Here is a 26,823-nt window from a genome sequence, read left to right as displayed (position 1 = left end):
TTTGCCGTATCCGTTTCGGCCTTTCGGCCCCGGCTGCGGCGACTCGGTTAAGTTACCGAGACTTTCGGGTTTGTGTCAAATCACTCCGGCCGAGCCGGTGACCGCCACGCTTTTCAAACCTTACCGCATCGCTTTCGGGCCTCTTCCTCGGGGGGTCGATGCCCCCTCGGAGGATCCTGGCCCGCCAACGCCCTGGACTGTTCGTCCTGGGTGGGCGGCGAGATGGAACTATACACGAGCGATCCACGGGGGTGTGCGGACCACCCCGGCACATGCAATCCAGGCCTGAGCCGGCCGGACGAAGGCGGCGGCGGTCGACGAGCACGGTCGGCAGGACATCCGGGTCAACCACGGCTGTCCCGGTCTCATCCATACCGATGTCGCGATGGTCGACGACGCCGTCCAGGCGCTCCCGCGGCTACGGTGCCTGCCGGGCGCCGACGCGGCGTACCGGGCCAGGTTCGCCGCCCGACCCTCCGCGTTCGTCGGCCCCTCTTCGGCGCCCGGACGGACCGGGGCTCCTGGTCCTCCAGCTCGGGAGGTACACCGACCCCGCGGAGCCAAGCGGCATCCCGTCCAACGTCGAGCCGCGTCCCCGGGTGCCCCGGCTCGCGGTCCTGGAGCTGGCCGACGGGTTCGTCACCCAGGCCGGCCTGGACGGAGCGCGAGGCGCCGCCGCGCCGTCCCGCCGCACCCCCGCGCTCCTCCAGTGCCTCCGCGGCACCGGTCGGAATCCTCCGGGAGAACCGCCGCCCGAAGCCGCGGGTGGGTTCCGGCGACGTTGACAGGCTCCTGGGCGGGCGAAGGGTTGCTATTGCCAATTACGCGCCGCGTGCGTGGCCGCCGGTAAAGGTGATCATCTCCGGGGCCGACGCGAGCGGCCAAGAAAGAGCGCGACGGGGAGATCATGACGACCGTTGATCTCTATTTGGATGTCATGTGCCCGTGGGCATACCAGACGAGCAAGTGGATCAGAACGGTCCGTGCCGAGCGGGATATCCAGGTGACGTGGCGGTTCTTCTCCCTGGAGGAGGCCGAGCACAAGCCGGGGAAAAAGCATCCGTGGGAACGCCCGTGGTCCTACGGCTGGTCGCGGCCGCGCGTCGCCGCGTTCCTGCGCCGCGAGGCCGACGGCAACGCCGAGGTCGAGGTCGACCGGTTCTACGCGGTCGCCAGCCGGATGCTGCACGAGGACGGGACGGCGGTCCACACCCGTGAGGGGATCGACGCGGTCGGGTGGCCGCGGCCGGGTCCTTCGACGACTGCGGCGTGTGGCGGGGCAGACAGGTCTCGATGAGGTCGGTCCACCTGCACATGATCCAGGAGTACGCCCGGCACAACGGCCACGCGGCCATGATCCGCGAGCTCCTCGACGGCACCGTCGGTCTCTGACCATCTCCGACAACCGCCGCCGGTGGCCGCCCGGCTACCGGCGTTGACAGGCCTCGTGCCGCGGCCGACAGTTGCCGCCATGCCCGCCGACGTGACCCCGGAGCGCCTGTCGAAGACCGCCTACGACAAGGAGCTGGCCCGGCTGCAGACCGAGCTGGTGCGCATGCAGGAATGGATCGTCCACACCGGGCGGCGGGTCGCCGTCGTCATGGAGGGCCGGGACACCGCCGGCAAGGGCGGGGTCATCAAACGCATCACCGAACGTCTCAACCCCCGCCATTTCCGGGTCGTCGCCCTCGGCACACCGACCGAGCGGGAACGCAGCCAATGGTACTTCCAGCGCTACATCACCCATCTGCCGGCGGGCGGCGAGATCGTGTTCTTCGACCGGAGCTGGTACAACCGCGCGGGGGTGGAACGGGTGATGGGTTTCTGCACGGACGAGGAATACGAGGAGTTCCTGCGGACGTGCCCGCAGCTGGAACGCGCGCTGGTCCGGTCCGGGCTCACACTGGTGAAGTACTGGCTTTCGCTGAGCGACGCCGAGCAGGAGCGCCGCTTCGCGGACCGGATCAGGAACCCGGAGAAGCGCTGGAAGCTCTCCGACATGGACCTGCAGGCCCGCGCCCACTGGGTCGACTACGCCGAGGCCAAGGACGAGATGTTCGCCTTTCCGGCGGCGCCAGCGCCTAGCGCGTAGCGGAGCGCCCTGGGGTTGCTGAGATGGCCGCGAGCGCCTGGGGCGCAATATACGTCAGTAGCCAGCCCGTGCCGCGAGGCGCTCAGAGGGTCTGAGACGCCCTCGCACCACCAGACCTACCCCACGCCCTACCCCGCGCTGCGACCGGTGTGCTGGCGACACTTCGCCGCTGGCACGCCTGCCACCCCCCGCCGAACTACACCTGTGACGGCCGCGACGGCTGGACGCATCACAGGGGCCGCGATGGCCACGGCACGGAGGGTGGGCGCGATGCCCGACAGCGAGCAGACCAGCGACAGCACCAGCCGCCGGCCACGCATCCACCCGAAGATCACCCACTTGGCGGTCCCGATCGACTCGGTGAAGCCGTACCCGGGGAACGCCCGCACCCACAACGACGCCGAGCTCCGCGGCTCCCTCATCGAGCACGGCCAGTTCCGGCCGCTCGTAGTCAACGAACCGACCAGGGAGATCCTCGCCGGGAACGGGACCTGGGAGCAGGCCCGCGCGCTGGGCTGGGATGAGATCGCGGTCACGTGGGTGGATGTTGATCCCCTCCAGGCCAAGAAGATCAACCTGGTGGACAACCGGCTCGGCGACCTCGCCGGGTATGACGATCGTCTCCTCGCCGAGCTGATCGGCAGCCTGGGCGACGACCTCACCGGCACCGGCTACACCGCCAACGACCTCGACCAGCTGATCAAAGGTCTCGACGGGCCGGACGCCCCGGACGACTTCCCCGACTACGGCGACGACATCCCCACCGACCACCAGTGCCCGAAGTGCGGCTACGAGTGGTCCGGGAAGACAGCGTGACCCAGGCCAGCAAGCCGCCGTATGGGGTCCCGACCATGGCCGAGATCCGCGAGCTGCCACCGAACGGGCTGCGGGTCGTGTCGACGTTCTCAGGGACAGGCGGATCATGCCTCGGGTTCCGGATGGCCGGCTACCGCATCCTCTGGTCGAACGAGTTCGTCCCGGCCGCACGCGCCAGCTACAAAGCGAACGCCGACCCGGCCACGATCCTCGACGCGAGGGACATCCGCCAGGTCACGGCCGAGGAGATCCTGACCGCGACCGGCCTGACGGCCGGCGAGCTCGACGTGTTCGAGGGCTCCCCGCCGTGCGCGGCGTTCTCGACGGCCGGGTCACGGGAGGCGAAGTGGGGCACGGTCTCCGACTACTCGGGGACCAAGCAGCGAACGGATGATCTCTTCTATGAATATGCCCGGCTCTTGGAAGGGCTCCAACCGCGGGCGTTCGTCGCGGAGAACGTGTCTGGTCTAATTAAGGGCACTGCGAAGGGCTACTTCAAACTGATCCTTGCTCGGCTGCGCGATTGCGGGTACCGGGTTGGTGCGCGGCTCCTTGACGGCCAATGGCTCGGGGTGCCCCAGGCCCGCCAGCGTCTGATCTTCGTCGGTGTGCGGGAGGACCTCGACCGCGATCCGGTGTTCCCCGCGCCGCTGCCGTACCGGTACTCAGTCCGGGACGCTCTGCCCGAGCTCTCTGGCTACCTTGGCACGAGCAAAGGCCGCCGGGGTCTCGATAGTCCGGCCCCTACCGTGATGAGTCATAACCGGCTAGGCACTCACAGCGAGATTAGCGTCTTGCCGGGAGACCCGACCGGCCCGTCGCTCCAGGTCCCTGGCCTGCGCAGTCGGCAGGATGGCGTCGTTGCGGTTGGCGGAAATGGGAGATTCGGGCAGGAGGTATGGCAGATCCCCGACCTGCCAGCGAAGACGATCGGCTCGTCGCCGAATGCTGGTAATGGCCGGGTCGGCCCCGGGGATATTGTCGTGGGACCGGAAGATATCGGCCGATACGCGATCGGCCGCGAATGGGAGAAGCTCCGTCCCGGAGAACAATCGGAACGCTACTTCCAGCTTGTTCGCGCAGACCCGAACCGACCCTCTCCCACGATCACTTCTCGTGGCGGAGGCGAAGGCGTCGCCGCAGTCACGCATCCCACCGAGCGCCGGAAGTTCACGATCCCGGAGCTGCGAAGGATCTGCGGTTTCCCGGACGACTTCGAGTTGGTGGGGACCTTCGGGCAGCAGTGGGAACGGCTCGGCCGGGCAGTGCCGCCGGTCATGATGCGGGCGGTCGCCGAGGCCCTGCGAGACCGGGTACTGACATGACCGAACGACTCATCGCGGTGGGGCACCTCACTACCAGGCGGCGGGTCGCGTGGCGGTCCCCTGACCTGCCAGCACCGTCGATCCTCGCGGACGGGCCGGCCGGCGGGCGGCGAAACGCAGCCGGGGACGTCGAGCTGGGCGGCACCGGTTGGATCATCGTTGCTCGGGTTCCCGACGACGGGCCGGTCTCGCCGTGTGCGGGGTAGTCGCTGGGGTCGGCCCGGCTGATCTCGGCCCTGCGGTGGATGCGCTGCACCATCGGGGCCCGGATGCCCGCGGGCTGACGACGGTAGCCGGGGTGAGCCTGGGACACACCCGCCTGGCGATCCTCGACGTTGACCCCCGCGCGAACCAGCCGTACACCTCGGGGCCGGTGCGGCTGGCCTACAACGGCGAGCTGTGGAACTTCCAGGAGCTACGGGCCGAGCTCGCGGCCGGCGGCGCCGAGTTCACCACGACCGGAGACACCGAGGTCGTGGCGGCCGCGCTCGCCGTCTGGGGTGCGGGCGCGCTCGACCGGTTCGAGGGGATGTTCGCGGCAGCGTGGACGACCGGTGACGGGCTGCTGCACCTGGCCCGGGACCGATACGGGGAGATCCCGCTGCACTGGGCGGCGTCCCGGGCACAGTCGTACGCGGCCAGCGAGATCAAAGCACTCCGGGTCCTGGGCGTAGGACTCGACGCTATCCGCGACGTCGAGCCGGGCGAGCACCTCACCATCGGCCCGGCCGGCACGGTCGAGCGTGAGCGGTGGTACCGCACCCCGGCAGCGCCGGTCGTGGTCGACCTGCCTGCGGCGGCCGTTGAGCTGCGGGCCCGGCTCGCCGCGGCGGTGGACGCCCGGTCGGTCAGCGACCGGCCGGTGTGCACCCTGCTGTCTGGTGGGATCGACTCGGCGGCGATCGCGGTCGAGCTCGCCCGCACCTGCCGGGACCTGGTCGCCTACACCGCGGTGTACGACCCGCGGTCGCGGGACCTGCGCTGCGCCCGGCAAGTCGCGGCGGCGCTCGGCATCCCGCTCGTCGAGGTGGCGGTTCCGGCGCCGACCGCTGACGACCTCGCCGGCGTGGTGCGTCGGATCGAGCTCGACAGCAAGGCGCAGGTGGAGATCGGGTGGCCGTGCCTGCGTCTCGCGGCCGCGATGGCCGGCAACGGGCACCGGGTGACGTTCTCCGGCGAGGGGTCCGACGAGTTGTGGGCGTCGTACGGGTTCGCCTACCACGGGCTGAAAACCGCCGGCTGGCACCCCTACCGGCGGGACCTGTTCGCGACACAGGCCCGGCGGAACTTCCCCCGAGCGAACAAGGCGTTCATGGCGTACGGGGTGGAGATGCGGTTGCCGTTCCTGCACCGGCCGGTTGTCGAGTACGCGCTGAGCCTGCCCCGGCACGCAGTGCAGGACGGGAAGGCCCGGCCCAAGGCCGTGTTGCAGGACGCCTACGCCGGGGCCCTGCCAGGTGAGGTGCTGCGCCGGCCGAAGGTCGCGTTCCAGGACGGCATGGGGATCAAGACGGCGGCGGGTCGGGCGGTGACGGCGCCGGTCCGGTTCTACCGGGCTGAGCTGCGGGCAGCGTACGCATGAGCGGGATCGTGCCGGATGCTCCGGGTGGGTGGGAGTTCACCCCGGAGGTGGCCGCCGAGTTCGACGGGCATGTGACCGACAGCGTGCCGTACTACGACCAGGTGCAGGATCTGGTGGCGCAGCTCGCTGACTGGCATGCCCCGGACGGTGCGACGGTCGCGGACCTGGGCGCGGCGACGGGGACGACCTGCGCGCGGATCCAGGGCCGGCACCCGGGCCGGGCGCTGGGGCTGCACCTGTACGACGAGTCCGCGGCGATGCTCGACCTGGCCGCCGAGCGTCTGCCGGGCGCGGTCCTGCACCCGGGTGATCTGCGGGGCGTAGAGCTTGACCATCCTCCGGCGGGGATGACGCTCTGCCTGTTCACGCTCCAGTTCTTCGACCCGGACAGCCGGTTGCACCTGCTGATGCGGGCCCGGCACGCCGCCGCTGTCGACGGGGTGCTCGTCGTCGCGGAGAAGCTCCACCTGCCTGACGCCGGCTGGGCGGAGACCGCGGTGGCGGTGTCGCACGACTACAAGGCAGGCCGGGGTGTTCCCGCCGAGGAGATCCGCGCGAAGGAGCGGGCGTTGCGTGGGGTGCTGCGGCCGTGGACGGATGAGCAGAACCGGGCTGCGATCAGCGCCGCCGGGTGGACCCGACTCACGGTGCTGTGGCGGTGGCATCAGTGGGTGCTGTACGGGGCGTACGCCCGCGAGGCAGGGCCGGTCTAATGCGGGCCTCCCTGCTTACCGACGACGTCGCGGCGAAGCTCTGCGCCGCGATGCGGGTCGGCTCGTACCAGGTCGAGGCGGCCCGGTTCGCGGGGATCGGCCAGAACACCTTGACGACGTGGCTGCGCAGGGGCCGGGACGACATTGCCGCTGGGCGGCTGGATACCGCTCACGCGCGGCTGGTCGCCGAGTTCGAGCAGGCCGAGGCCACGGCGGTGGTTGGTGCGCTGGGGGTAATTCAGCGGGCGGCGGCAGCCGGGGACTGGCGGGCTGCGCTCGCTTGGCTCGGCCGCCGGCACTCCGACCGGTGGGGCGAGAAGGGCCCGGGGACGACGGTCGTCAACGTGGGCGTGGAGCCCGGAGACATCGACCTGGTGAAGGCGGTGCAGGCAGCGCAGGAGAAGGCCGCCGCGCAGGTGGAGACGCTGCGGGCGGCGGCGGCGGCCGGCGAGCTGGACGACACCGCCGGCCCGGCCGCGACCGACAGCGAGGGCCTGGCCGAAGGCGAGGCCGAGGCATGATCGGATACCTCGAGCGGGCGACCGCCGACACCTTCGACCTCAACGCCTACCTGACCGGGGTCGACGCGCGGCTACTCGGTGACCCCGCCGGCCGGCGGGCGCTGACCGCGACGGACCCCCTGCTGTTCGCCCTGCTGTACCTGCCGCACCACATGCGGACGGAGGGCGGCGGGTTCACGTTCGCGGACTTCCACCTGGCGGTATTCCGGCACGCTCTCCGGTGGGTGGCCCGGCCGGCCCAGCCGGCGTCGGAGCGGGATGCCTGGATGGCCCCCCGTAACAGCGGCAAGAGCACGCTGTTCTTCCTGGCGCTGCCTCTGTGGGCGGCGGCCCACGGCTACATCCAGTTCGTGGCCGCGTTCGCGAACTCGGGGAACCAGGCCGAGGCGCACCTGGCGACGTTCAAGAACGAGCTGGACACCAACGCGCTTCTGCGGGAGGACTTCCCCGCGCTGTGCGAGCCGCGGCGGAACGCGCGGGGCGGGACGCTGGCGGACACGAAGATGCTGATCCACCAGAAGTCCGGGTTCGTGTTCTCCGCGCGTGGTATCGACAGCGGCACCCTCGGGATGAAGGTCGGTGAGCACCGACCTGACCTGCTGCTCCTCGACGACATCGAGCGGGACGAGGGGTCCTACTCGGAGCATCAGGCTGCCAAGCGGCTGATCACTCTTCTGGACGCGATCCTTCCGCTGAACGTCTTTGCTCGGGTGGTGCTGGTCGGCACGACGACGATGGCCGGCAGCATCGTCCACCAGCTTGTTCGCACGGTGGCCGAGCCGCACGCGGAAGACCTGGAGACCTGGCCGGTCGAGGAAGGATTCCGGGTCCATCACTTCCACCCGATCATCACTCGGTCGGACGGGTCGCGGCGGTCGATCTGGCCGGCGAAGTGGCCGCTGTCCTACCTGGAAGCGATCGAGCACACGCGCGGGTTCGCGAAGAACTACGCGAACCTTCCCGTGTCGGCGGATGGGGATTTCTGGGGGCCGGGAGACTTCACCTACGCAGATCTTGCGACGCATCGTGAGCTGCTGTCCATCGACCCGGCGACCACCTCCAAGACCAGCAGCGACCCGTACGGGCTCGCGGTCGTGGGCTACAACCGCACGGAGAAACGCTGCGCGGTGACCTACGCGGCCGGGGTCCGGCTGTCCCCCGCGGGCCTGCGCACCCTCGTCATCAACGTCCTGAACCAGCATCCGAAGGTCGGCGCGGTCTTGGTCGAGACGAACCAGGGCGGGGAGGTGTGGGCTGCGCTCCTCCGCCCGCTCCCGGTCCGGTTGCTCACAGTCCACCAGTCCGAGCCGAAGGACGTCCGGGCGGCCCGGTCGCTGAACCACTACCAGCGCGGCCGGGTGCTGCACCCGCACCGGCTGCCGGCGGCCGAGGCGCAGATGACGTCGTACCCGAAGGGCCGCCATGACGACATGGTCGACGCGATCGGCACCGGGGTCTGGTGGTTCCTGGACCGGCCCGCGTCCGCGCCGTCCGGGTCGAGCACGGCCTACGCATGAAGGAGACACAGATGAGCGAAGAGGCGACGGTCCAGGTGGCGCCGGCGGGCACCCGTACGACGTCGCGCCGGTTCGAGCTGCACCGTGACACCGATGTGTCAGGGGTGTCCGGGGTGGGGATCGTCGCGCACGGCGTCGAGTGGCCGGACGGCACGGCGTCGGTCTACTGGCGGGCGGGCGCAGCCGGGTACGCGTCAGCGGTCTTCTGGCCGGATGGCCTTCGCGCGGTCGACACGGTCCACGGCCACAACGGGCGGACCCGGATCGTGTGGCTTGACGCTGACGGGCGGGTCGACCCGTGAGCACCCAGAAGGCGATCGAGGCCGCGCTGACCGCGGACGCCCGGGACCGGGTGGACGGCGACAGCGACGCCGCGGACACGGCTGACCGGTCGATCATCACGCAGTGGGTCGCGATCTCGGCATGGACCGGGATGGAGGACGGGCAGGAGACAGCGGCGCTGCTGCTGCACACCCCGCCGGGGGGGTTGTCGAATTGGCAGCTTCGTGGCCTGCTCACCGAGGCGCTGGCGATCTTCGCTGATGGGGGCGGGTGCACGTGTCAGACCTGAGCGAGGCCGTCGCCGCGATCCGCGAGGCCCGGCCGGCGTACGAGGAGGCGTTGGCGTACTACGAGGGCAAGGTCGGGGAGGTGTTCGCGTCGCGGGCGGTCGCTCACCGGCTACGGAAGTCCGCGCCGCAGTACCGGCTGAACCTGGCCCGGCGGCCCGTGGCCGCCGTCTTGGACCGGCTGACTCTCGCCGCGGTCTCCGCGGAACCGGACGCGGCCGGGACGTGGCTGGAGGAGCAGTGGGCCCGGAACACGATGGGCCTGGACGCGCTCGACGTGCACGAGGCGGCGTGTGTGTTCGGCGACGCCTATGTGATCGTCTGGCCGGGTGAGGTCGAGGGCGACGTCGACATCTTCTTCAACTCGCCGCTGACCACGCGGGTTTTCTACGACGCGGAGAACCCGCGGGTTCGCCGGTACGCGGCGAAGATCTGGCCGGAGGGTGAGCGGCTGCGCGCGAACCTCTACTACCCGGACCGGGTCGAGCGGTACGTGTCGAAGAAGGGCACGACCGATGGGACGGGAGCCGGGGATTTCGAGCCGTACATCGACCCCGACGACGAAGGCGCCGCCTGGCCGGAGAAGCACGAGGCCGGGGAGGTGCCGGTCTACCACTTCCGGACCCGCCGGCCGTACGGGCGGCCGGTGCACGCCGACGCCTACGGCCCGCAGAACGCGATCACCAAGCTGGTCGTGACGCAGATGGAGACCGCGGACTATCAGGCGTTCCCGCAGCGGTACGCCCTGCTGAACGCGGCCACCGACGATCTCGGCGCCGACTATGACGACGACGAGGAAGACGACGGCGTCACCGGTGAGGGCGGCGGCGGCCTGTCGAACCTGCGCGCTGGGGCCGGCGAGCTCTGGCAGCTCCGCAACGTGACCAGCGTCGGCCAGTTCACCGCCGGCTCCGTCGCCGCCGCGCTCGACCCGATCGCGTTCTACATCCGCGCGCTCGGGTTCGTGACGGGAACGCCGGTCCACCAGTTCGAGCCGCGCGGGGACGCTCCGTCTGGGCAGTCGGTCCGGGCGATGGACATGCCGCTGACCCGCTCCGTGGAGCGTCTTCAGGACTCGTTCGGGGTGACGTGGACGCAGGTCGTCGCCGGGACGTTGAGGACGGGCGGGCAGAGCGGGGCCGCTCCTGCGTTGCGGTGGGAGCCAGCAGCAACGGTGGATGACCTTGAGGGTTGGAAGACCATCTCGGAGAAGATCGGCGCTGGGGTGCCGGTCCGCCAGGCCCTGCTCGAAGCCGGGTACACGACGGAGCAGGTCGACGGCTGGCTGTCGGGTGTGACCGATGACGACCTCCGCCGGCACATCGAAATCCTGGCTCTGTTCGGCGACGCGATCCAGAAGCTCGGCGCCGGGGCCGCGCTCGGTGTCGCGGACACAGATCAGATCGCCGGCCTGGTCTCCCATGTCATCGCCCGGCAGCAGGCCGGCGACGCCGAGCAGGCAGGCACTGGCGGATGAGTCAGGCCGAGCTCGCCGCCGGTGTGCACGCCGACCAGTTGGCGCAGGTCGAGGAGGACGCGGCGACGGACGCGACCGATGGTCTCGGCGCGGAGCTGGCGGCGGTCCTCGCCGCGGCGACGGCGGCGTGGGTCACGGCGGCCGAGAGCGTCTCAGCGCTCGCGGCGCCGGCGCGGGCGGCGGCGATCGGCAGCCGGGTCGGCGCAGAGCTGGCCCGGGTGTTGGACGGGTCGCGGCGTCGGGCCCGCCTGGTTGCGGCGGGCAGTGTGGTGCAGGCGTACCGGCTGGGGGTGGCGCAGGCCGGCGCGGAGGTGACGGCGGCGGTCGCGGAGCTGACGCCGGCTCGGGTGCGGGTGGACGTGCCGGCGGTGCAGGTGCCGCCACGGCCTGACCGGCCGCGTGTGCCGGCCAGGCCGCCGCGTCCCGCACCGGAACCGGCCGCCGCCCACGATGACGATGACGGCGGCGGGGAGCTGCCTGACGTCGACATCGACGACCCGCCAGCCGAGGACACGATCGTGCGACTCGACGTCTGGGCGCGCACGGTCCTCGACGGCCTGGACGACATCGACGACAGCCCACCCGATGACCTCGTCGACGAGGTGGCCGGCCGGGTCGACGAGGTGCACCGCGACCGGGCCGAGCAGGCGCGGGAGACGCTGCGCGGCACGGACACGGTCGGGTTCCCAGCGGTCGCCGCCGCGGTCCGGCACGCGCAGTCCGCTGGCGCAGGCACCGAACGTGTGGTGCGGACCGCGGTGAACGACGCCGCCGGCCAAGGCGCCGAGCAGGTCGCCGAGACGCTCGGTGTCGGCCGGGTGTGGATCGCGGAGCGTACCGGGTGCCGGCACTGCCTGGCCTACTCCGGGCAGACCGTCGAGCCGGGCGAGCAGTTCCCGGGCGGCCTGTCGTTCGACGTCCGTCCGTTCTCGACGGCCGCTCTGGACGGGCCGCCGTTGCACCCGAACTGCCGGTGCCGGACGTCGCCGTGGTCGTGGGCTTGGCCCCGCCCGCCGGACGGGTCGATCACGATGCCGACCGCGCTGCGCCGTGAGGCACAGCGATCGATCCTGCGCGGTCATGCCCTGCCCTCGGAGCCGCGGTCCGCGCGGATCAGAGCGGCGGACCGGCTGCTCGACGCCGGCCCGCCGCTGCCTCGCAGCGTGCTCGCCGCCGCCGAGCGGGCGGTAGCCGCTGGACGTTTCCCGCCGGTCCCGGCGGGCCTGTGAACGACAGATCAGGAAGACAGGAAGAGGTGATTGGTGATGGCTGGCGAGGACAACGGGCCGGACGATGAGGCGCCGGAGACCGAGGAGGGTCAGGACCCGCAGGACGACGAGGGTCAGGACGACGGCCCCGACAACAGCGATGCGGGCGACGGTGATGACGGCGACGCCAGGGACAGCAGGCCGAAGGGTCCGACCGCCGACCAGTGGAAGCGGACTCAGGCCGCGCTGGCGAAGGCCAATGAGGAAGCGAGGAAGTTCCGGCTGGAGGCCAGGACTCTGCGCGACGAGAAGCGGAGCCAGGAGCGGGCGACGCGGACGGCCGGGGACGAGCACGCCGCCGCGGTGGAAGCGGCCCGCGATGAGGGCGAGCAGACGGCTACGGCTCGGTACAAGCCGCTCGCGATTCGGGCGCAGGCCCGCGCAGAGCTGGTCGCGGCTGGTGCTCCTGCGGAGAAGGTCGCCCGGCTGCTGCGGCTGATCGAGCTGGAACAGGTCGACGTCGATCCGGACGGCGACGTGACCGGGCTCGACGACCAGATCAACCAGATCAGGGTGGACTACCCGGAGCTGTTCGCGCAGCCGAAGGTCTCCCGGCCGCGCGGTGACGGGGCGGACAAGCGGCCGGAGCCGAACAAGCCGAAGTCCTCGGCGGCGGCGCTCGCGGCGCGGCTGGGTGGCTGACCCACACTGGCATGATCATGCACGGCCGCCGATCTCTACCTGTGACGGGCCCATCACGGGCGATTGCGGATAGAGATCGGCGGTGGGCCGGTGGCACGGCAGACGTTCGAGGCATGGATTCCGGAAGAATTCGGATCCAACGTCATCCAGATCATCAACCAGACCAGCGCGGTGGAGGCGCTGGGCCGGCCGGAGACGATGACGACCGACACGAAGCACGTGCCCCGGTCGGGCGCGGTGGACGTGGAGACGATCGCGAAGGGTTCGCCGTACGGCGAGGACACCGCGGCGAACGATGAGGTTCTCCTCACCGCGCGGAAGTTCGGTAAGGCTATTCGGATCGCGGACGAGGATCTGAAGGACGCGCCCGAGAACATCATCGCGGTCAAGCAGCAGGACTGGGCGGTTGGGTACGCGAAGTTCTTCGACAATGCCACTCTGGGCACCAGCGGTACGGAGAACGGGACCACCGTTCCGTTCACTAGCGTTTACAAGGCGCTGCGGACCACCAACGCCGCCACCGGGTACACGGCCGATGACAACTACACCGTGACCGGTTCTGGTGGGCCGACGTACGACGTCCTCTCTGCGACCCTGTCGAAGGTCGAGAACGGCGACTGGTGGGATCAGGGCGTCATGCGGATCCTGGCGCATCCGGCGTTCCGTGGCGCGTTCCGAGGCGTGAAGGACAGCCAGGGCCGGCCAATCTTCATCGCGGGTCTGGCGGGCACCCCGGACACCCTGTTCGACGTGCCGGTCCGCTGGTCGCTCGGCGCCAAGACCTCGGCCACGGCGAGCAAGAGCCCGGCCGGTAAGCCGCTGCTCGTGGTGGTGAACACCGACCTGCTGATCGTGGGCCGGCGGTCGGGGCCGGAGAGCATGGTGGCCGGCGCGGACACCGGCGCCGCGTTCCTGTCGGACGAGGCGATCCTGAAGATGCGCGCTCGGCGCGGGTTCACGATCGGTCACGAGAAGGCGTTCGCCATCCTGGAAGACAACCGCTGATAGTCGGCCGGTAGTTACCCACCGCCTCCCACTCCCCTGGGCAAGGGGTGGGGGGCGGCGCCGACTCGGAAAGGGCGGTAGGTGGTGGCACGTTTCGTCCGTGACTATGTTGTCCCGAAAGCTCTCTACGGCAACGGTTCTATCTGGAACCATGTTCCGAACATGGAGGGTACGACCCGCGCCGCGGTGATGGCCGGCTACCGGCCCGGGGAAAACGCGGTCACCTTCGATGGCGCGACGGATCTCCCGGACGGGGTGTCGACGCGCCTTTCCTACTCGGTCGAGATGATCGGGATTCCGCTACCGGAGGTAGGGGTGAGTGTCGGGAGCCGGGACGGGGTTCACGGAACTGGAATGATCCCGGTCGGGTCAGGGACGTACACCAACCCGGGGTCGTCGTCGCAGTGGCTGGTGTACGGCGCCGGAGCGTCGCGTACGAAAAGCACCGCCCTCGTTGACATCTCCTCGATTCGGCTGGTTTACGGGAACTTCCATGATCAGGGCACCGTGGTCCCGTCCGAACTCGCCGGGCCCTACCCGATCGTGGTCCGGGCCAGCGTGGAGTACCCAGCCGGCGTGCCGAAGCTCAACGCCAACAGCAACACGTCATGGGCGGCATCCGGGGACTACACGATCGGTGACCAGGTCACGAACGGCGGGTCGTCGTGGGTCGCGACCGCGTCGAGCACGAACCAGACCCCCGCGCTCGACTCGGCGTACTGGGCGCAGGTCCAGTTCTACCCGGCGTACTTCCGGGGCGGGACGGCCACGGACGTGACGATCCAGCCGGGGCACGTCGCGGTGTCCGAGCCGATCGGCATCAACCCGTCGATCCCGAAGGGCTCCGCGTTCTACATCAACAACGTGGTGCAGCCGATGTCCGGTGGGGTGATGAACCAGGGCTCGTTCCCCCGCTCTGGTCACACCACCAAGGTCTCAGCCGGCGAGTACGAGGCCCACGTGGCGGTGGGGAACAACAACGTCCCGGACATCACGACGGCGACGGCGAGCACGGTCACCGGTGACGGGTCGCCCGGGTACGCGCCCGTCGCGATCCTTGGTGTTCCCGCGCAGGCCAACACGCCGGTCGTGTATCTCTGCGGCGACTCGATCATGAACGGGACCGGGGACGATTTCGTCCTCGGGTCCGAGTTCGGTGGGTGGGGCGTGCGGCTCCTGACTGACAACCCGGCCGCACCGACGAGGTACCTGTACGCGCACCTTCGGTCCGCGCGGGGCAGCAGCCGGGGCATGTTCCAGTACGGGCCCGGCTGGCAGCGGCGTCTGGCGCTCGCCGCCGGCTGCACTCACGTCATCGACAACTGGGCGACGAACGACGTCGCGGCACCGCGGACGTTCGCGCTTATGCAGGCGGACGCGCTCGCCCGCTGGACCGCCCTCGCCCGCATGGGTCTGATCGTCTACGCCTCAACGTGCGTGCCGCGGACTACGTCGACCGACTCGTGGGCGACGGAAGCGAACCAGACCCCGGCCGCGAACTTCGGCCCGAATTCGGCCTGGTCCGCTTACAACGCCTGGGTTCGTACGGTCCCCTCCCCGCTGACCGGGGTGATCGACGCCGCCGCGGCGACGGCGGACGTGGCCACCGGGACGGTGTGGCGCGCGAGCTACACCGCGGACGGCACGCACCCGACGGCGGCGGCGCACATCGCGATCGCCCAGTCGGTGCAGGCGGTCCGCTTCTTCGGCAAGCCGATCTGAGAGAGGTGCTGCTGTGGCGGCGTGTGGTGCGACGACCGGGACGGCTGATGGCCGGTCCCTGGCCTGCGACATGGACGAGGGCCACTGGGGGCCGGTGCACGGTGACTCCGGCGAGGAGTGGGGGGACTACGAGCTGATCGAGCGAGACCTCGACCGGATCGCGGCCGGCGAGGTGCGGCCGGCACCCGCCCCCGCACCCGACCCGGACCCGGACCCGGACGAGTAGGAGCGCGCGATGTCCTGGGCCACCACTGCTGACGTCGCCGCGCTCACCGGCGTCACGGTCACCGATGCCCTGCTCGCGCAGGCCCAGGGCGTCATCGACATCCACGCTGGCCGGACCTGGGCCGACGACCTGACGCGCGTCGGGGACCGGGATCGTTCGTGGCTCGCGCTCGCCGTCGCCTACCAGGCGGCGTGGATGGCCGCGCAGATCGATCTGTTTTCGCGGACCGAGGTGACCGCCGTCAACCAGGACGGCATGCAGTATTCCCCCGGGCACGAGGACGCGATGGTGCTCGCGCCGCTGGCTCGTCGGTCGCTACGCCGGCTCTCGTGGCGGCGGTCCCGGTCGGTGCGGGTCCGGCCGCGGCGGCCGACTGAGCCGGCGCCGGTCTCGGATCTGGTCGACGCTGACGACTACGGCGATGGCGACGCCGCCGGCTGGACTCCGCTGTGACCAGCGTGTTCGTGCCGACGCACGAGGTCGACGTGTTGCGCGGGCAGACCACGGATGCCTACGGCGACGCAGCCGACACGGACACCGTGATCGCTGCGGCGGTGCCGGTGTCGATCGTGGAGACGGTGCGCCGCGAGCAGGAACCGGTGTCGGGCACCCCGCGCAGCATCCGGTACGCCCGCGGCCGGGCTCGGCCACAGACCGATGTGCGGGATGGGGATCGGTGGCGTGACGTCCGGTCGCTCGCGGTGTGGCAGGTCGAAGGCGTGTCGGACCGAACGGATCTTTACGCGGCGGCGGACATCGTCGTGGACCTGAAGCGGATCACCTGACAGGAGCGTGCGTGCAGTGCCTACCATCCGGACCACGATGCAGCCCACCGTATGGGTCTTCGTCGACGAGGCTGAGTACCGCGACCTGCTACGTCAGGGCCTCGTCGCGGAAGTTCAGGGGGGCGGCGGCCCGGGGCCTGGGCCGGGCTCTGGGTCGGTCCCGGCCGGTACAGGCCGTGGCGGGATCTACGGCACGGGGATGGTCCCGGTCGGGTCAGGCACCTACACCTACCCGGGTGGGTCGTCGCAGTGGCTGGCGTACGGGGCCGGGGCGTCGCGCACGAAGGCGCTCGCGCTGACGGACATCGCGACCCTTCGGGTGGTCTTCGGGAACTTCCACGATCAGGGGACGGTTGCTCCGTCCGAACTCGCTGGCCCGAACCCGATCGTGGTCCGGGCCAGCGTGGAGTACCCAGCCGGCGTGCCGAAGCTCAACGCCAACAGCAACGTCACGTGGGCGTCGTCGGGTTCCTACGTGGCAGGTGACCAGGTCACCAGCGGGGGCTTCTCGTGGGTCGCGATCGCGTCGAGTACGAACCAGACGCCCGCGCTCGACTCGGCGTACTGGGCGCAGGTCCAGTTCTACCCGGCCTTTTTCCGGGGGGCCTCGAGCGCTGATGTGACGATCGCGCCTGGGCACGTCGTCGTTTCCGAACCGATCGGGATCAGCCCGTCGATCCCGAAGGGCTCCGCGTTCTACATCAACAACATCGTGCAGCCCATGTCCGGGTCCACGATGAACCAGGGCTCGTTCCCGCGCGGCGGTCACACCCACAAGGTCGCGGCCGGCGAGTACGAGGCCCACGTCGCGCTAGGCAGTGCGAGCGTGACCGACGTGACGACGACAACACCGAACACGATCAGCGGTGACGGGTCGCCCGGGTACGCGCCGATGGCCATCGTCGGCCAGCCATCAGCGGCAACAGCGGTCGTGTATCTCTGCGGCGACAGCATCATGAACGGGACCGGGGACGATTTCGTCCTCGGGAGCGAGCTCGGCGGGTGGGGGGTGCGACTCCTCGCTGACGACCCGGCCACGCCGACGAAGTATCTGTACCCGCACCTGCGTTCGGCGCGGGGCAGCTCGCGCGGTCACTACCAGTACGGGCCCGGCTGGCAGCGGCGTCTGGCGCTCGCCGCCGGCTGCACCCACGTCATCGACGAGTGGGCCACCAACGACATCGCGGCACCGCGGACGTTCGCGCAGGTGCAGGCCGCCGCGCTCGACCGGTGGCGGGCGTTCGCGCGGATGGGTCTGATCGTCTACGCCTCGACGTGCGTCCCACGCACCACCTCGACCGACTCGTGGGCGACGGAAGCGAACCAGACCCCGGCCGCGAACTTCGGGTCCGGGTCCGCGTGGGCGCAGTACAACACCTGGGTTCGTACGGTCCCTTCCCCGCTGGCCGGGGTGATCGACGCCGCCGCAGCCACGGTCGACACGGCCACCGGGCTCGTCTGGCGCAACGGGTTCACCATCGACGGCATCCACCCCACCGCAGCAGCGCACATCGCGATCGCCCAGTCGGTGCAGGCGATCCAGCTCTTCGGCACTCCGGTCGGGTAGCCGCAGCGCGCCGGCTTGCTGTCGCAAAGGCCCGCCCTCACCGAACTAACAGGTGAGGGCGGGCCTTTTTCTGTCGGGTCAACCGGCCGGGCCTTCCCCGATCCGCACCCGTCAAGGGGAGGGAGGGCCGGCGCGGCATGCCCCGAGTCACCCTCAGCCCCTCGGCCGGTGCCTGGCTGACTGACCAGCTCGACGACTGGATGGGCCGCGAGCTGGGCCCGGCGATCCTCGACGACGCCCGCCGGATGGTGCCCGTCCTCACCGGCGCGCTGCGGACGTCGCTGCGGATCGAGACGTACCGGGCCGTCCTGCGGATCGGCTCGGACCTGCCGTACGCCGCGGTGGTCGAGCTGGGGATCTCGCGGATGGTCGGTCACTCCGGCCGGGTGTGGTTCATGCACCGCGCTCCGCAGCCGTTCCTGCGTCCGGCGCTGTACCGGCCGAGGTCGGGATGACGAGCCCGCCGCCGGTCGTCACCCCGACCACAGATCTCGTCGCCGTCGCCTGGCTGCGTGGCGTCCCGGGTCTGCCCGCAGATCGGATCGCGACGAAGGTCCCCGCCGACGTGTCGGTGTGGGCGGGGACCGGGTTCGTGCAGGTCACCGCGGTAGGCGGCGAGCCGGACATCGACGTCCCGATGCGCCGGCCGGTGGTCTCCGTAGACCTGTGGGCGGTGAACCCGACGTCGGGCCGGCCGCCGTGGGGGAAGGCGGCGTCGCTCGCCGAGCACGCGCGGATGGGCTGCTACGGGAACGTCGGCCGGGTCGTCGCGCTGCCGGCGGTGGGCCTGGCCGCCCGGGTCCTGTCCGTGTACCCGATGGCGGAACCGCGGCGGGTGCCGGACGACGAGGGGTCGTACGCCCGGTACCAGTTCGATCTCGCTCTGCACTGGACGCACCTGTGACCGGCCTTTACGCGCTGGCCGGCGCCCGGTCCGGAGAGCTGCTGTCGCTGGGCGGCCGTGTGCTCGTGCACTCCGACCGGGCCGAGCTGGAGTTCCTGTTCCCCGGCGCGCGGGTCGTGGCCTGCCCGGTAGCCGACGCGGTGGGCGGCATGCCGATCGCCGATCACCCGGACATGGCGCATGTCCGCTTCCCGCTACGGAGGTCCGATTTCCGATGACACGACGTGTCCGCACCACGCTCCGGCCCGATGACGTGGTCGAGGTCGAGGCCGCCGAGTACCTCGACCTGCACCGGCAGGGCCTGGTCCTCGAAGAGGTCCAGGACGAAGGCCCGCCGCCCGCCGGGCCGGCTGGCGCCTGGCCGTTCACGCCCGAACCGGCATCGCCTTCCCCGGCCACGGACCGGGTCGAGGACACCCAGACCCCCGCGCGGGACGAGCCGGCGCCGACGGCGGGCGGCAGCAACCACGCGGAACCGAAGACCAGCAGCGGCAGAAGGAGGAGCTGAGCTATGGGGGTCAGCGCGAGCAACCTGACCATGGGTCCGGGAACGCTCTATCACGCGCCGTTCGGCACAGCAGAGCCGGCGGACGCGGACATCAACACCACCCCGGCATCGTCGGGGTGGACCGACGTCGGTGGCACGACGGACGGTATCCAGCTCAAGGTCGACCAGACCTACAAAGAGCTGGAAGTCGATCAGATCGTGGACATTCCCGGTCGGCGTCTCACGAAGCGTGAGGCGACGATCGAGACGAAGCTGGCCGAGCCGACGCTCGCCAACCTCTCGCTCGTACTCAACGCCGGCACGCCGATGTCCGGGGCGAACTATTCGACGTACACCCCGGGCAATGACACGTCCGCGTCGCAGCCCCGGTACGCCGCGCTGTGTTTCGACGGAATCGCACCGGGCGGGTTCCGGCGCCGCGTGATTCTCCGGAAGACACTTTCCGTAGAGGGGATCTCCCTGGCGTACAGCAAGGACAACCAATCTGTGTTCACGGCGAGTTTCTCCGCGCACTATGTGTCGCCGAGCATCCCGCCGTTCCGAGTGATCGACCAGACCGCATGAGCGAGTTGATCGATCTCGACGCCGTACTCGACAACACCACCTCCATCGGCGACGACACCGAGCCGGCCCGGGTCGAGATCTTCCGCCTCGGTGGGGTCGTCTACTCCGTGCCTGCGCTGGTCAGGGTCAACGTGCTGCTCCGCGCTGCCTACCTCGCCCAGGCCCAGGGCGACGGGCCGGCGGAGGCGTGGATGATGCGCGAGCTCCTCGGCGAGGAGGCCCACGAGGCGCTGCTCGGATACGCGAGCCTGACCGCCGATCAGTACACCGATATCTGCGTTCGGGTGCAGAACATCGCGGCTGGCAGGGCGGAACCCGACGAGGGAAAAGCGAAGCCGGGTTCTACCCCGGGTGCGAAAAGGAAGGCCCTGGCCGCCTGACTCGGATCGGCTGGGTCCTGAACCACCTAGCCGATATCGAATCTGACCTTTCAGTTTTTCACCGGATCGACGACATGCGGACCTTGAGCGGGCCCAGGTTCATGCGACTCGTCAACCGGCTGCCGGCCTACAAGGGGGTGATGAGGTTGCGCTTCGAAGCCGAACAAGCGGAGAAGGAAAGGGCGGAGAGCGGACCTTCATCGCCGCCGCAGTATGACCGTGCTGGTAGCTCCGGGGCGCCCCGCCGGGTGGAGGCGGTCGAACTTCGGCACTCTTCGGAGTTCGCTGGGCTCGCGGACTGGAGCAGCGGCTGATGTCCGCCGGCGGCTTCACGATCGCGAAGGCATGGGTTGAGGTCGAACCGGATACGTCCGGGTTCGATCGGGAGTTGCGCACGTCGCTGTCCCGGCTACGGCCCTACTCGGTGCAGGTCGACGGGGACCTGTCCCCGCTGCGCCGGTCTCTCGCGTCGCTCCCATCCGTTCGGGTCAAGGTCGACGGGGATCTGTCTCCGCTGCGGCGCTCGATGTCGACGATGCCGCCTGTACGGGTCCGGGTCGACGGTGACACCACTGCGTTGCGCCGGTCCCTGGCCCAGGTCGGTCCGGTCCGTCTCGACGTGCAGGTCAACACCACGGCTGCCCGCCGGGAGCTGGGCCGGCTGTCCCCCTACCGGGTGGAGATCCAGCCGTTCATTGACCCGAGCCGGCAGGGCTTGGGCCTGGGCAGCCGGCCCATCAAGGTCCGGGTGGTTGCCGACCCGAACCCGCTGCGGGTCCGGGTCATCGCGGCAAACCCGGTGCGGGTGTACGCCGAGCCTGACCCGCTGCGCGTCCGGGTGGAAGGCGACATGTCGCCGCTGCGCGCGTCGATGTCGAGGCTGGGCGGCGACGGGAGCGGACACGGCCTCCAGTGGAGCCGCGCATTCCTCTATGCCGCGGCTGGGGTGCTGGGGTCTGGCGGTGCCATGGTCGGCGCCCAGTTCGCGGCCGGGCTCGTCGCGTCGATCGCAACCGCGTCCGGGGCGCTCGGCACCCTGCCCGCGATGCTGTCGGCTGCCGGCCAGGGGCTTGGGGCGATCAAGCTCGGCTTCTCTGGTGTCAGCGACGCCATCAAGGCGTACGGCACGGCCCAGGACCAGGCCGGGGCGAAGTCCGCCGCGTCCGCCGCATCGCAGCGGGTGTCGGCCGCGTCGATCCGCTCAGCGAACGACGCGGTGGCAGATGCCCGGCGCCGGGTGGCGGACGCCTACGAGGACGCCGACCGCCAGGTCACCCAGGCAAACCAGCGCCTCCAGAGCGCGGAGCGGACCCTACTCCGCTCACATGAGGACCTGACCCGCGCGCAGGAGGACCTGACAGAGGCCCGCCGCGACGCCCGCCGCGACCTCGAGGAACTCGGCCGAGAGACCGAACGCCACGGCCTGACCATGCGCAAGGCGCAGCTCGACGTCGCGGAGGCGAAGCAGCGCCTCGACGAGGTCATGGCGGACACCTCGGCGACGGAGCTGCAACGCGAGGCCGCGCGGATCAGCTACGAGGAGTCGAAGAACAACCTCCAAGACACCACGATCCGCATTCAGGAGCAGAAAGACGAATACGCGGAGCTGGCTGCGAAGGGGGTTGACGGTAGCTCGCAGGTCGTTGCCGCACAGCGTGGGGTGCGGGATGCAACGGTCGGTGTGGGCGACGCGCAGCGTGGTGTTGCCGAGGCGCAGGCCGGTGTTACCCAAGCTCAGCGTGACGGCGCGCAGAGGATCGAGGACGCCCAGCGGTCGCTGACTCGGGCGGTTGAGGCCCAGGCTGACGCGCAGGCCGCAGCCGCGGCGCAGGGCGTTGCCGGCGCCGATGCCTACGCGCAGGCGCTTGCGAAGTTGCCGCCGCTGACGCGCGAGTTCGTCGGCTACCTGACGTCGATCATGCCGGAGTTTGATCGGCTGAAGGTCGCCAGCTCGAACATGTTCCCGGGGATCGAGACCGGTCTCCGCGCTCTGATGACCAACCTGGGCATTGTCGAGGGCGGCCTGGAGCGGACCGCGCTCGGTTTCGGGCGGGTCGCAGAGACAGCCGGTAGGGCGTTCTCCGGGCCAGCGTTCCGGGCCGATCTCGGGAACGTCATGCAGTCGAATGCTGTGACGATGGAGAACGCCGGCATGGCCGGGGTTTCTTTCGCTCGCGCCCTGTGGGATGTGGTCGCTGTAGGGGCGCCCATTGTGGAGGTGCTTTCTTATTCGGCGCGCGCCGCAGCGGAGAACACGGCAGCATGGGTTTCCGCGAAGCGTGAATCGGGTGAGCTTCGCCGGTGGATGATCGAAGGGATTTCCGAACTACGTTCCTGGTGGAACTCTATCCGGGATATTACGCTCGGTGTCGCGTCCCTATTCAGTGCGGTGAACGACGGGGCTACGCCTTTCGTCGACGTGTTGGAGCGCGGGTCCGCCTCGTTCCGGAGGTGGGCGGAGTCTGAGCCTGTTATCAATGGCGTGTCGTCGGCGTTCCGCACGATGCGAATGGCGGCCGGCGAGGCTGGGGGCGCTGTCGTCTCTGCGGCCGGGGACATCGCTGCCGGCTATCAGACGGGAACAATCTCGGGAAACGGGCTGTCCGCGATCTTTGAGGGTCTCGGCATTAAGGCCCGAGGGTTCGCAAACCTCGCCAGAACAGAGGTCGCTCCCACCCTTGTTTCGCTGTACGACCTGTTCGATCACATGGGTAGGCCAGTTGCCGAACTTGGCACCGAGGTCACTCTGCTGACCCAGTCGGCGCTGTCGACGCTGCTCCGTCTCATTCGGAATGATCTCGTCCCGATCGCACGGGACGGGCTGGTGCCGATCCTTCGGGACGATGTCGTTCCAGTATTCCGGTCACTCTCCGGCTGGATTCAGGATCATGTTCTCCCAGCGGTCGAGCGGGTCGGGGACAGCTTCCGCGACAAGATGATCCCGCAGTTGCGGGAGATCTGGCAGAAGGTCGAGGATAACAAGCCTGGCCTTCAGTCTCTCGCAGCAGCTCTCGACAAGATCGGCCAGGTGGCGATTCGGGTCGCCGAGTTCGGTCTGAATCAGTATTTCCGTGGGGCGATCCAGCTAGCCGGCGAGTCGGTCGAGGTGCTGATCAGCATTCTCGCGGGCCTGGGTACCGGATTTCGGCTTCTTTCCGATGGCGCCCGGGACGTCGGCAGCAAGGTGTCTACTGCGTTTTCTGGCATCAGTAGCGCAGCGGCCTCCGTCCGAGATGGCGTTTCCACCGCGTGGGATTCGACCTGGCAGAAGACGCAGACCGTCTGGTCGGGTATCACGTCGACCGTTTCCGCGAGTGCGCGGTCGATCTCCAGCGGCGTCCAGACGAGCGCCTCGGCCGCCGGCAGCGCCCTGGCGTCTGCCTGGGATAGCGCGTTCCTGAAGACGCAGTCGGTCTGGTCCGGCGTCGAGTCCTTTGTCTCGACTCGGGCGCAGGGCGTCGCGACCGCGGTGCAGCGCGGGACGTCGGCTGCCGGAACCGCTTTGTCTTCCGCCTGGGATTCGGCGCTCGCGAAGAGCCAGAGCGCCTGGTCGACGGTCGAGTCATTCGTGTCGGCGCGGGCGCAGGGCGTCGCGACTGCCGTGCAAATGAAGGCGTCGGCGGCCGGTAGTGCGCTCTCCGGGGCGTGGGATTCGATCTTCCTGAAGAGCCAGACTATCTGGTCTGGCGTCGAGTCCTTTGTGTCGGCGCGGGCGCAGGGAGTTGCCACCGCCGTACAGACGAAGGCGTCAGCCGCCGGCAGCGCCCTGGCCAGCGCGTGGGACGCGGTCTCCGCGAAGAGCCAGGCCACCTGGTCAGGTGTCGAGTCCTTCGTGTCGGCGCGGGCGCAGGGCGTGGCGAGCGCGGTGCAGCGTGGGACGTCGGCGGCGGGTAGCGCCCTGGCCGGCGCGTGGGACGCGGCCTACCAGAAGAGCCAGAGCACCTGGTCCAGTGTCGAGTCTTTTATTTCGGCGCGCGTACAGGCTGTCACGAATTCCGTGCGGTCGGGGACGTCCGCGGCGGGCAGCGCGCTGGCTGGCGCTTGGGATGGAGTGCTTCAGAAGAGCCAGTCGACCTATTCGAGTGTCGAGTCTGTCGTGTCCAACGCGATGAACGCGGTGCGGAACAAGGTCAACGAAATCATGTCCGCGGTTCAGGGCGCCTTCCAGCGTGGCGTGGATTCGATCGGGCAGATCTGGGGCGGGATTCAAGAAAAGACCAAGGCGCCCGTCAACTTTGTCATTAATACCGTTTACAACAACGGCATCCGCAGGGTCTGGAATGCCACCGCCGGGAATGTGGGTCTTCCTGATCTACAGGTTGTACCAGGACTCAAGTCCGGCGGGCCGATCAGAGGCGGGATTCCCGGTAAGGATTCAGTGCTGCGCTGGCTCATGCCGGGCGAGCACGTCCTCACCACGGAAGAGGTCAACCGAGCCGGCGGCCACGGGAACATCTTCGCTTGGCGCCGGGCGCTCGGCGGTGGGGGTCAGGCGAGCGGTGTGGGCATGGCCGACGGTGGCATCCCCGGGGCGATCGCTTCCGGCCTCGGCTCGGTCTGGGACGCCACCGGAGGCCGGGCCCTGTCAGGTCTCAAGGATGTTGCGCTCGGCATGCTCGCGATGACGGCCGAGGCAGCGTTCGTCCCGCTGCGCGCGGCGATCCACGCCACGCTTGGAAACGGGGGCGACTGGCGCGGGGCCGTCGGGAAGATGGCGGAATACCCGCTCGATCGGATCGTCGCGACGATCCGCGGGCGAGAAGACAGCGAGATGGCGAGGGTCGCCGCGGAGGTCGCCGCCTCGGGTGGTGGTGGGAACGTCGAGCAGTGGCGCGGCGTCGCTTTGCAGGCCCTCGAAGCGGCCGGTGAATCCTCGTCGTGGATCAACCTTCTGTTGCGGCGGATGAACCAGGAGTCGGGCGGTAACCCGAGCGCGGTCAACAACTGGGATATCAACGCCAGGAACGGAACCCCGTCTCAGGGGTTGATGCAGGTTATCCCGCCGACGTTCAACGCCTACGCCGGCCCGTATCGAGGCCGGGGAATTCTTGATCCGTTGGCGAACATCTATGCGGCGACCAAATACACGAAGTCCCGTTACGGGACTTTGGAAGCATGGTCGCGGCCAGGTGGCTACGTGGACGGCGGTATCCCACCGCTCGGGAAGCCTTACCTGGTCGGGGAGAACGGACCCGAGGTTCGTGTGGATGGGACGCCGGGGCGGATCTATCCGAACGAGGCCCTCACCCCTCCTGTCCACAACATCACGAACAACTTCCACATGGATCGGTCGATGAGCACACCGGAGGTTATCGCGGAGATGCAACGCAAGCTCGCGCTGGCCATGGCCGGCTGACCGTCCAGAGGATGTGAGGGAGTCACATGCCCATCAGCTTTAACCCACCGACGATCTCCCCAAACGATATCTGGGGGGCGGTGCTCAATAACATTCTGATCGCGCTTCGGGACTTCGGGAACTCGATTGAGCGGGCGGTGCCGACGTGGCGGCTGACCCCATCGGGTGGCGATGACACGAACGCGATCCAGACTGCGATCAACGCTGCGGCTGCGGCCACGGGTGGGACAGTGCACCTGGGCAAGGGGACGTTTCTGATCTCTGCCCAGCTCACAATCCCGGCGACTGTGCATGTCACCGGCGACTCGCGATCGACGACGACGGTTTTGCAGACCGGACCGAACGTTGCAATTTTCCGGCTGAACGATGGATACAACAGTCTGCGGAACATGTCGCTGCGCTACCAGACCGCGCAGACGAGCGGACAGGAGAACGGCTGCGCGGTCCTTTTGCATGACGCCTTCGCTACGATCCTCGACCAGCTTCACATCATCAATTCTCAGACTGGGGTGAGTCTCGCCAGGACTGAGGCTGCGACGTTCATGGCTTCGTGCTCAGTCACGAACATCGAGGTGAACGGATTCTCCGGCTATGGGATGGACCTGACCTCGGCCGCTTCAATTTCGACGGGCTCCATCTTCTACAACATTTACATTCACAACAATCCAGCCGGCACGCCGTTGATGGCGTTCAGTGGTCTGCGGATGACCGCGCATTCTGATGCCTTCATGGCTGTGATCAACGTAGAGCACAGTCAGATGAGTGGGCCGCCGGTCGTCTTCTCGACCGTTGAGAATCTGACCGTGAGCGGCCTACACCTGGAGCAGATCACTCCGGTTCAGAACTACAACGCATTCGTGGCCGTGTACGGCGTCGGCTCTACCGTGGCGATCCACGGCCTCACCATAGTGTTCTGCCATCTGCTGACGGCGAACATCCCCGACCTGTTCGCCCTCATCAAGATTGACAACGGTGTTCAGCTTGAGGTCCATGGACTGTCGCAACGCGACTTCACCGTGCAGAGCGGATTCACCATTCCGCTGATCTTCGGTTCGGCTGACCTGACAACTGCCCGCGTCTGGCTTCAGAATCTCCGGACCACCAGCACCACCAGCGACTTCGAACCGCTCACCGCAGATCCCCGAATCTTCCACAATGATCGCTTCCCCCAGATCTTCCTTGGAAACCCGGGGAGCACCCCGGGCCGGCTCTACATGGAGTCCGGAGCACTGAAATACAAGTCGCCGGCCGGGACCATTACTACCGTCGCCCCGAACTGAGCAG

27 protein-coding genes and 1 pseudogene are annotated in these 26,823 nt (G+C 69.2%); all 28 read left to right on the top strand.

Annotation, left to right across the window (positions count from 1 at the left end; genetic code table 11):
- Nucleotides 1-907: 907 nt before the first annotated feature.
- The 28 genes and pseudogenes from B056_RS36875 (at nucleotide 908) to B056_RS0116545 (ending at nucleotide 26,819) form a co-directional block, all read left to right on the top strand.
- Complete coding sequence (locus B056_RS36875; protein ID WP_018503007.1) at nucleotides 908-1,297, top strand: mycothiol-dependent nitroreductase Rv2466c family protein; 390 nt, start codon at nucleotides 908-910, stop codon at nucleotides 1,295-1,297.
- Nucleotides 1,294-1,392, top strand: coding sequence for a mycothiol transferase (locus B056_RS44475; RefSeq protein ID WP_018503006.1), 99 nt, complete (start codon nucleotides 1,294-1,296; stop codon nucleotides 1,390-1,392). Before B056_RS36875 ends, B056_RS44475 begins: the two co-directional genes overlap by 4 nt.
- 79 nt (nucleotides 1,393-1,471) lie before the next feature.
- Nucleotides 1,472-2,065: pseudogene (gene ppk2, locus B056_RS36870) on the top strand (polyphosphate kinase 2); the annotation flags it as partial.
- 297 nt (nucleotides 2,066-2,362) lie between these two features.
- On the top strand, nucleotides 2,363-2,908 hold the full coding sequence (locus B056_RS36865; RefSeq protein WP_051105646.1) for a ParB N-terminal domain-containing protein: 546 nt from the start codon (nucleotides 2,363-2,365) through the stop codon (nucleotides 2,906-2,908).
- A complete protein-coding gene (locus B056_RS0116665; protein WP_230203033.1) occupies nucleotides 2,905-4,233 on the top strand; it encodes a DNA cytosine methyltransferase in 1,329 nt (442 codons plus the stop codon). Before B056_RS36865 ends, B056_RS0116665 begins: the two co-directional genes overlap by 4 nt.
- A 193-nt stretch (nucleotides 4,234-4,426) precedes the next feature.
- Nucleotides 4,427-5,815, top strand: a complete 1,389-nt coding sequence (locus B056_RS0116660; protein ID WP_026239782.1) for an asparagine synthetase B family protein — start codon at nucleotides 4,427-4,429, stop codon at nucleotides 5,813-5,815.
- Nucleotides 5,812-6,528, top strand: a complete 717-nt coding sequence (locus B056_RS0116655; protein ID WP_018503001.1) for a class I SAM-dependent methyltransferase — start codon at nucleotides 5,812-5,814, stop codon at nucleotides 6,526-6,528. The genes B056_RS0116660 and B056_RS0116655 overlap by 4 nt, the downstream gene beginning before the upstream one ends.
- Nucleotides 6,528-7,049, top strand: a complete 522-nt coding sequence (locus tag B056_RS0116650) for a hypothetical protein (protein ID WP_018503000.1) — start codon at nucleotides 6,528-6,530, stop codon at nucleotides 7,047-7,049. Before B056_RS0116655 ends, B056_RS0116650 begins: the two co-directional genes overlap by 1 nt.
- Entirely contained in the window at nucleotides 7,046-8,566 is a 1,521-nt protein-coding gene (locus B056_RS0116645) for a phage terminase large subunit family protein (protein ID WP_018502999.1), read from the top strand. Before B056_RS0116650 ends, B056_RS0116645 begins: the two co-directional genes overlap by 4 nt.
- A gap of 11 nt (nucleotides 8,567-8,577) precedes the next feature.
- A complete protein-coding gene (locus tag B056_RS0116640) occupies nucleotides 8,578-8,868 on the top strand; it encodes a hypothetical protein (RefSeq protein ID WP_051105648.1) in 291 nt (96 codons plus the stop codon).
- Nucleotides 8,865-9,137: a hypothetical protein gene (locus tag B056_RS0116635; RefSeq protein WP_018502997.1), complete on the top strand. Its 273-nt coding sequence runs from the start codon at nucleotides 8,865-8,867 to the stop codon at nucleotides 9,135-9,137. The genes B056_RS0116640 and B056_RS0116635 overlap by 4 nt, the downstream gene beginning before the upstream one ends.
- The gene (locus tag B056_RS0116630; RefSeq protein WP_018502996.1) at nucleotides 9,125-10,612 is read left to right on the top strand and encodes a phage portal protein; all 1,488 of its coding nucleotides are present in this window, start codon (nucleotides 9,125-9,127) and stop codon (nucleotides 10,610-10,612) included. The genes B056_RS0116635 and B056_RS0116630 overlap by 13 nt, the downstream gene beginning before the upstream one ends.
- A complete protein-coding gene (locus B056_RS39515) occupies nucleotides 10,609-11,841 on the top strand; it encodes a structural protein (protein WP_018502995.1) in 1,233 nt (410 codons plus the stop codon). The genes B056_RS0116630 and B056_RS39515 overlap by 4 nt, the downstream gene beginning before the upstream one ends.
- Nucleotides 11,842-11,877: 36 nt before the next feature.
- Nucleotides 11,878-12,522 (top strand): phage scaffolding protein, encoded by a 645-nt coding sequence (locus B056_RS0116620; RefSeq protein ID WP_018502994.1) that lies wholly within the window; start codon nucleotides 11,878-11,880, stop codon nucleotides 12,520-12,522.
- A 90-nt stretch (nucleotides 12,523-12,612) separates the two neighbouring features.
- Nucleotides 12,613-13,527, top strand: a complete 915-nt coding sequence (locus B056_RS0116615; protein ID WP_018502993.1) for a phage major capsid protein — start codon at nucleotides 12,613-12,615, stop codon at nucleotides 13,525-13,527.
- Between the two features lie 162 nt (nucleotides 13,528-13,689).
- Nucleotides 13,690-15,249 carry an SGNH/GDSL hydrolase family protein gene (locus tag B056_RS0116610; protein WP_018502992.1) on the top strand — a complete coding sequence of 520 codons (1,560 nt, stop codon included), beginning with the start codon at nucleotides 13,690-13,692 and terminating at the stop codon, nucleotides 15,247-15,249.
- 13 nt (nucleotides 15,250-15,262) lie between these two features.
- On the top strand, nucleotides 15,263-15,475 hold the full coding sequence (locus B056_RS42815; protein WP_154677075.1) for a hypothetical protein: 213 nt from the start codon (nucleotides 15,263-15,265) through the stop codon (nucleotides 15,473-15,475).
- Nucleotides 15,476-15,484: 9 nt separating this feature from the next.
- The gene (locus B056_RS0116600; RefSeq protein WP_018502990.1) at nucleotides 15,485-15,928 is read left to right on the top strand and encodes a hypothetical protein; all 444 of its coding nucleotides are present in this window, start codon (nucleotides 15,485-15,487) and stop codon (nucleotides 15,926-15,928) included.
- Nucleotides 15,925-16,260, top strand: a complete 336-nt coding sequence (locus B056_RS0116595; protein WP_018502989.1) for a hypothetical protein — start codon at nucleotides 15,925-15,927, stop codon at nucleotides 16,258-16,260. The genes B056_RS0116600 and B056_RS0116595 overlap by 4 nt, the downstream gene beginning before the upstream one ends.
- A gap of 37 nt (nucleotides 16,261-16,297) precedes the next feature.
- Complete coding sequence (locus tag B056_RS0116590; RefSeq protein ID WP_230203031.1) at nucleotides 16,298-17,827, top strand: SGNH/GDSL hydrolase family protein; 1,530 nt, start codon at nucleotides 16,298-16,300, stop codon at nucleotides 17,825-17,827.
- Between the two features lie 137 nt (nucleotides 17,828-17,964).
- Nucleotides 17,965-18,282: a phage virion morphogenesis protein gene (locus B056_RS0116585; RefSeq protein WP_018502987.1), complete on the top strand. Its 318-nt coding sequence runs from the start codon at nucleotides 17,965-17,967 to the stop codon at nucleotides 18,280-18,282.
- Nucleotides 18,279-18,731, top strand: a complete 453-nt coding sequence (locus tag B056_RS42810; RefSeq protein WP_018502986.1) for a hypothetical protein — start codon at nucleotides 18,279-18,281, stop codon at nucleotides 18,729-18,731. The genes B056_RS0116585 and B056_RS42810 overlap by 4 nt, the downstream gene beginning before the upstream one ends.
- Nucleotides 18,728-18,949 carry a hypothetical protein gene (locus B056_RS42805; protein ID WP_018502985.1) on the top strand — a complete coding sequence of 74 codons (222 nt, stop codon included), beginning with the start codon at nucleotides 18,728-18,730 and terminating at the stop codon, nucleotides 18,947-18,949. Before B056_RS42810 ends, B056_RS42805 begins: the two co-directional genes overlap by 4 nt.
- Nucleotides 18,946-19,239 (top strand): hypothetical protein, encoded by a 294-nt coding sequence (locus B056_RS0116570; protein ID WP_026239780.1) that lies wholly within the window; start codon nucleotides 18,946-18,948, stop codon nucleotides 19,237-19,239. Before B056_RS42805 ends, B056_RS0116570 begins: the two co-directional genes overlap by 4 nt.
- Before the next feature lie 3 nt (nucleotides 19,240-19,242).
- Nucleotides 19,243-19,803: a phage tail tube protein gene (locus tag B056_RS0116565; RefSeq protein WP_018502983.1), complete on the top strand. Its 561-nt coding sequence runs from the start codon at nucleotides 19,243-19,245 to the stop codon at nucleotides 19,801-19,803.
- Nucleotides 19,800-20,183, top strand: coding sequence for a hypothetical protein (locus B056_RS0116560; protein WP_018502982.1), 384 nt, complete (start codon nucleotides 19,800-19,802; stop codon nucleotides 20,181-20,183). Before B056_RS0116565 ends, B056_RS0116560 begins: the two co-directional genes overlap by 4 nt.
- Before the next feature lie 313 nt (nucleotides 20,184-20,496).
- Nucleotides 20,497-25,539, top strand: a complete 5,043-nt coding sequence (locus B056_RS39510) for a transglycosylase SLT domain-containing protein (protein WP_018502980.1) — start codon at nucleotides 20,497-20,499, stop codon at nucleotides 25,537-25,539.
- A 26-nt stretch (nucleotides 25,540-25,565) separates the two neighbouring features.
- The gene (locus B056_RS0116545; RefSeq protein WP_018502979.1) at nucleotides 25,566-26,819 is read left to right on the top strand and encodes a glycosyl hydrolase family 28-related protein; all 1,254 of its coding nucleotides are present in this window, start codon (nucleotides 25,566-25,568) and stop codon (nucleotides 26,817-26,819) included.
- Nucleotides 26,820-26,823: the final 4 nt, after the last annotated feature.

It is taken from the genome of Parafrankia discariae (genome assembly GCF_000373365.1).
Classification (GTDB): Bacteria; Actinomycetota; Actinomycetes; order Frankiales; family Frankiaceae; genus Parafrankia; species Parafrankia discariae.
This window is presented reverse-complemented; position numbering and strand designations above follow the sequence as displayed.